We start from the raw sequence: 6,360 nt of genomic DNA, 5'->3' as shown, positions 1-6,360 counted from the left end.
CAAGTCATGACAGCTGATAAAATAGAGCAATGGGTGGAGAGAGTATCAAACCAATTCGGAAAAGAATACATGTTTACTTTTTAATGACAGCTTACGTGGTGCAAATTGTACCGTAATAACGGTTGGAGAGCATTTTGAACCGCCTAGACGTTTTATTTTTGCATACGAGTATTCACCAACCTGTCAGAAAATGTTGCAGCGGATCGCTCAAAGTGATTTGTTGAAAAAACTACAATGCCATCTGCTTTATGTCGGTGATCATCCCGAAATGCTCACTGAGCCCGCAAAGTATTTAACGGATGCTGGCTTAGATGTAATGCCTATTTATCGTTATGGTGATGTGGCTCAGAATATTTTGGAATATCAAAGAGAACATAATGTGCAGTTAATTGTTTTAGGTGCTTTTAGCCATAGTAAAATTCATCAATTTTTCTTAGGCAGCATTACAACCTCTATATTTAGAAATGCAAATGTACCGTTATTGGTGGCTAAGTAATTCATTTTATTCCATATAGTTATCCGCAAATACTGTGGATAACTATATGGAAAAGCACTTTGTATATTTGTATGTAGTTGATATTTAATAACTAAAAAAATCAGTTCGTTTTTTGATCTTTACTTTACAATCGCAATTGCGAAGCCATCATGTCCTTTTGAACCCACTGTTTGTAGTGCTGTACAAGATAAAAGCTTCGGGTGATTTTTCAGTGCGGTGAAGGTCTCACGAATGCCTTCGATACTTGGTTTTTTATTATTTTCATCCAATATCGCGCCTGAACGAATCACATTATCCAATACAATAATCGTTCCTGAATGAGATAGCTTCAAGCTGAGCTCCAAGTATTCAGGATAACTTTGTTTATCTGCATCAATAAAAATCAAATCAAATGCCTCACTGGATTCTGCAATGAGTTGATTCATGATATCTGCGCCGCGTCCTTTTTTAAGTTCAATATGGGTAGGCATATTGGCATAATCAATATTTTCTTGGGCGATGGCCGCATGGCTATCTCGTCCTTCAACCGTGAGCAGGTAACCATCGGCTGGTAACGCTTGTGCTAGCCAAATGGTACTATAAGCGGCAAAAGTTCCAAGTTCTAATACACGTTTACATTGATTCATTTGAATCAACATTTGCAGGAACATACCTTGATTCGGTGCAACAGCCAAATGATTAGAAAGACCTTGCGTATCGGTATTGTCTAATGCATGTTGAAGTTTAGGATCTGAGGGGATTAAATGTGCATTAATATAGTCATCAATGTCGGTCCACATCTGTTGCATAATCAGGCTTACCTTTGAATCTGTTTGCAGCATTTTAAACATTTATGCTCAGAGTGCAATTTGATTGCTTCATTATTCATCATTGTTCGCGTAAAAAAGAGAGCATTTTGCTCTCTTTGGGGAAGCTATTTTTCTATTTTAAAAGTTACACATTGAGCTGTTGCGGGTTAGGTCTGGTCCCCAAGTGCGATAACCCTGAGTATCAATATGGATCTGACCTGAGCGATATAGACCAATACCGAGGTTTAAGCTTTGGCCATGCTGAATCCAAAACTGACATAATTTAAATTTGGATTGTTCAATAAATGCGTAATCCTGCGGCTGAGGGTATTCGGGACCAATGCGAAAATCGATAGCAGAGTTAAATAAATGTTTAGATGAACTTGCACCGCCAGCGCATTCGTTTAAAGGTAAATCACGATAGACAGAGGTCACTTCAAAATCGGTTAAAATTTTTGCAGAAATAAGATATTTAAATACACGTAAAGTTGAAAGAGAGTTGCCCCACAATTCACGGTTTGGTACTGCATACTCATTGCGACCACATTTCTGCCAATCTCTTGCGGTTCGTAATAATTCAAAACTTGGGATAATGTGAGCAACTTGATTACGTGTTAAAAACTGTTCATATTCACGCACACGAGCATAGTTTTCACCTTGTGCTAACCAGCGACGATAGGATGCAGGCTCTACTTTATCTGGTGTTGGTCGAGTAACCGTTACTTTTTCCTGAGGAATATGGATTCGTTTACCTTTGCTTACTTCTGTCTTTGAACTGACACAGCCGACCATCATCACAGGGATGATAAAAAATGATAAAAAACCCTGTAATTTATTTCGCAACATAAAAGGCAGTTCATAATTAATAGACACGTTATTTTAATGCAAAATAACGCAGGTATAATGGGACAATTGCAAAGAAATGTGTGATTCAAGTATTAAAAAAGACCAGTAAAACTGGTCTTTTCAATTACTTTTCTAAATATTGCAGTTTGTCTGGTTTTCCATTCCATTCTTCACGGTCAGCAGGTTGTTCACCAATTTGAGTGATATTGTTACCTGCCCATTTTTCAGATAATTCAGTATTGAGCTCAATAAAGATTTCTTGACCTTCAGGTAGTTCATCTTCAGAGAAAATCGCATTTGCTGGGCACTCAGGTTCACAAAGCGCACAGTCAATACATTCATCTGGATTGATGACAAGGAAGTTCGGGCCTTCATAAAAACAATCGACAGGGCAAACTTCAACACAATCTTGATATTTACATTTAATACAATTTTCAGTGACAACAAAGGTCATGGCGACAGCTACCTAAAAAAATGGTTTCATTTTGCATAGTGTATTTTAGGCAAAAACCACTGACAGAAACAATTCCTTTTATTGATATTTATTATTCGTATCAATGAAAAGGGCTTATTTATATGACTTTTGTTGATAATAAATCTCAAAAACATCATTAAATAAGCAATTTCTATCAGATGCGAGGGAGTGCATAAGCACGATCAAAAAATAATAGTGCTTATGCTTTTTTGCCTAACCCTCAACTGTTTGAGTCTTATGGTATAAGGCTTTTAGTTGATAAAGCTGTTCAAGTGCTTGACGAGGCGTAAGATCATCTACATCAATGCGTTGTAACAAATCTAAAGCTGGTGAATGGACTTCCACTTCAATAATTTTCTCAATCACTTGGGTTTCAATTTGAGGATCAATTGAACTGAATAAATCTGTTTGCACTGTCTTTTGCAAGATATGGTGTTGTTGCTTTTCAAGAATTTTCAAACGCTTTTGTGCTTCTTTAATCACACTTGCTGGGATACCCGCCAGTTTTGCAACTTGTAAGCCATGACTTTGACTTGCGGGGCCATGCTGAACTTTGTGTAATAAAATTAAATTACCATTCAATTCTTGTGCAGTAACGTGATAGTTATCGATACCTGTTTCACTGCCAAGTTCGGTCAGCTCAAAATAGTGGGTGGCGAAAAGGCATAGACATTTCACACGCTTAGTCAAATCAAGGACACATGCCCAAGCCAATGAAAGGCCATCATAAGTACTGGTTCCACGACCAACCTCGTCCATTAATACCAAGGACTGGTTGGTGGCATGATGCAAAATCTGTGAGGTTTCGGTCATCTCGACCATAAAGGTCGATTTTCCAGTTGATAAATCATCGGCTGAACCAATACGGGTAAAAATACGATCAATTGGACCAAGTTTTGCAGATTTTGCGGGAACGAAACTTCCACAATAGGCGAGGAGGCTAATCAGCGCAGTTTGACGCATAAATGTCGATTTACCACCCATGTTTGGACCCGTAATGATCGCCATACGGTGCTGGGCGTCTAAAAATGTATCATTTGGGGTAAACGGTGTTTTATTCAAAGCTTCGACTACAGGATGACGACCTGCTTGAATTTTAATGCCTGTTTCAGGACTGAATTCTGGTCGTGCCCAATTGTTTAATCGTGCCTGATGAGCAAAGTTTGCAAGTATGTCAATATAAGCAATTGCGCTACTCATCATCTGTAAATGTGCAATATTTTGGCGTAACTCATCCAACAGTGATTCAAATAACAGTTTTTCTCGTGCTAATGCGCGAGACTCGCTAGAAAGTACTTTGTCTTCAAAGCTTTTTAGCTCAGGAGTAATATACCGCTCAGCATTTTTAAGGGTTTGACGACGAATATAGTCTGCAGGTGCTTGTTCTGCTTGCGACCGAGTGAGTTCAATATAATAGCCACTGACGCGGTTATAGCCGATTTTAAGTGTATTGATTCCAGTACGTTGACGTTCTCTAATTTCTAAATCAATTAAGAATTGACCTGCATGATCACGGATCTTGCGCAATTCATCCAATTCCTCATCATAGCCTTCTGCAATTACATTGCCATCACGCAAGAGTACAGGTGGATTTTCTACAATCGCTGCCATTAACTGCTGATACAAGCTTTTAAAGTCACCAAGCTCATGATCAAGTTGGGTCAATAATTTAGATTGTTTAGCTTGTAAAACAGGCGCTAATGCGTGTCGTAGAAAAGGAGTTTGCGCACAGGCATGACGTAGTTGGACTAAATCACGTGGACGGGCACTGCCTAAGGCCACGCGACTTAGAACGCGTTCGATATCGCCAATTTCTTTTAGCACTAAACGCAGCGGTGCTTCATGGTATCCCTTTAAAAGCTGTTCTGTAGCATCAAGGCGGGCATCTAAAACAGCTGTATCACGAATGGGCTGCATCAGGGTTCGGCTGAGTAAGCGTCCCCCCATGGCTGTTTGACAGTCATTCACCAGTTGAAACAGGGAGGTACCATGGTCAAATAACGGCTCAATAATTTCTAGATTACGACGTGTAATTGGGTCGAGTGCAATAAAATCGGTGCTTTGTTCGATTTGAATTGCGCGAATATGGGGTAGCGCCGTTTTTTGTGTTTCTTTGGCATAGTGAATCAGTGCCGCTGCGGCAGCTTTTGCTAACGGAATTGGATCTAATCCAAAACCCGATAAAGTCGAGACGGAGAATTGATCACACAAGGTTTTTTGTGCGTTATTTAAATTGAAATCAACGTTTGGGCGTTTGGTGATTGGACAGTCTATATGCTTTTTAATCTGCTCAATAATATCTTGATCAACTAAATCTTCATCGATCAGAATTTCGCTTGGCATTAAACGAGCCAATTCGATCGGGAGTTGTTCTGGTTTATAGTCTTGTTGCTGAACTTTAAAAATACCTGCACTGAGGTCTAGCAAGGCGAAACCAACTTGATTTTGTTGGATACATAGCGCAACAAGATTTGAGGACTGATAGCTACCAAGTAAAGCATCATCGGTTAAAGTACCCGGTGTTAGAATGCGAACGACTTGCCGATCCACAGGACCTTTTCCAGTAACCTCACCGACCTGTTCACAAATGGCAACCGTCCGACCTGATTTAACCAAACGCGCAAGATAGCCTTCCGCTGCATGATAAGGTACACCTGCCATAGGAATCGGTTCACCACTGGCTTTACCACGATGGGTTAGTGTAATACCCAACAGCTTGGCAGCAAGACGAGCATCTTCAAAGAATAGTTCGTAAAAATCTCCCATACGATAAAACAGCAGCGCGTGTTGATGCTCCATTTTTACTTTTAGGTATTGTTGCATCATCGGGGTGTGGGAAGAGAGATCAGCCATGATTTCATTGCTATTCATGTATAAAAATCCTTAAAAATAAACACTAAATCTCATGCTTAAAAAATTTGGCTGTCTAACCAATTGCTAGTCGAATCTAGGTAAATCTACACAAAAGTATACCTTTGGGTGTACTTTTATTTGTGCCAAAATTGAGTCAATAGTGTGTGAGAACGTATTCAGCTTTTCTCAGCTTTGCCATCTTAACAAATTTGAGCTGATTGAGAAAAAGTAATCCTGAAATGGATGGCGAAATAAGTAGCGAAAAAGAGATTATTAATTAAATCGTAATTTTTTATCATATAAAAAAGAAAACCGCCCCGTACAGGCGGTTGCTGAATTTACTCAGCAAATAATAGAAGTGTGAACGGTCAAGGGCACACTTCTACTATTTTATTGAATTACTGATCTTTATTTAGTACAGTTGTGAATTCTTCCGATTTAAAATAAGTGTCTATTTGTTCAACACTTTTTGAGTATTCGGCGATGTTTGAAAGGGGTTTCTCTACTTTTTTGCTAGAATTGAATTGGAAATCTGGTGGGATATCACTTCTGAGAGGAGGAGGTGCTTTTCTCTTCCCGTCTGTAGTGATTCTTTGAATAAAACCTGCCAACCATAAAATGAACTCATCTGTATTTTTAATTTTAGGAATTAAACTGATATCTAACTGAACCTTACAATCTTGATTGGGCTTATTCAAACATTCTTCAAAATCTATAAAATTGTAAAGAAGTTTTAATTTAGTTCCTTTAATTTCTTTACGAATTTCAATGATTAATGTGTTTAGATTTTCTAGGGTATCATTGTTAGCCGCTTTATTTTCTTGCAAGTTTCTATAGACTTTTTCAGCTATACGTAAAAATTGTGGCATTTCTTGCTCCTGCCAAGTCCATATTATTTAGAG

The 6,360-nt window shown here is 38.7% G+C and carries 5 protein-coding genes and 2 pseudogenes; 2 read left to right on the top strand and 5 right to left on the bottom strand.

Annotation, left to right across the window (positions count from 1 at the left end; all coding sequences use genetic code 11):
* Both MMO38_RS10115 and MMO38_RS10110 read left to right on the top strand, forming a co-directional pair.
* Nucleotides 1–84 (top strand): annotated as a pseudogene (locus tag MMO38_RS10115) (transposase); the annotation flags it as partial.
* Nucleotides 85–91: 7 nt separating this feature from the next.
* Nucleotides 92–496, top strand: a pseudogene (locus MMO38_RS10110) (universal stress protein); the annotation flags it as partial.
* Nucleotides 497–615: 119 nt separating this feature from the next.
* On the opposite strand, the gene MMO38_RS10105 reads toward MMO38_RS10110, so the two are convergent.
* From MMO38_RS10105 to MMO38_RS10085, 5 genes are all read right to left on the bottom strand, one after another.
* Entirely contained in the window at nucleotides 616–1,284 is a 669-nt protein-coding gene (locus MMO38_RS10105; RefSeq protein WP_241323448.1) for an O-methyltransferase, read from the bottom strand.
* Nucleotides 1,285–1,422: 138 nt separating this feature from the next.
* Entirely contained in the window at nucleotides 1,423–2,130 is a 708-nt protein-coding gene (locus tag MMO38_RS10100; protein ID WP_005196079.1) for a D-Ala-D-Ala carboxypeptidase family metallohydrolase, read from the bottom strand.
* 124 nt (nucleotides 2,131–2,254) lie between these two features.
* Nucleotides 2,255–2,584: a ferredoxin FdxA gene (fdxA, locus tag MMO38_RS10095; RefSeq protein WP_241315235.1), complete on the bottom strand. Its 330-nt coding sequence runs from the start codon at nucleotides 2,582–2,584 to the stop codon at nucleotides 2,255–2,257.
* A gap of 234 nt (nucleotides 2,585–2,818) precedes the next feature.
* A complete protein-coding gene (mutS, locus tag MMO38_RS10090) occupies nucleotides 2,819–5,476 on the bottom strand; it encodes a DNA mismatch repair protein MutS (RefSeq protein WP_241323447.1) in 2,658 nt (885 codons plus the stop codon).
* Between the two features lie 380 nt (nucleotides 5,477–5,856).
* On the bottom strand, nucleotides 5,857–6,327 hold the full coding sequence (locus MMO38_RS10085; protein ID WP_241323446.1) for a hypothetical protein: 471 nt from the start codon (nucleotides 6,325–6,327) through the stop codon (nucleotides 5,857–5,859).
* Between the last annotated feature and the right edge of the window lie 33 nt (nucleotides 6,328–6,360).

Source organism: Acinetobacter sp. NIPH 1852 (genome assembly GCF_022549455.1).
GTDB lineage: Bacteria > Pseudomonadota > Gammaproteobacteria > Pseudomonadales > Moraxellaceae > Acinetobacter.
This window is presented reverse-complemented; position numbering and strand designations above follow the sequence as displayed.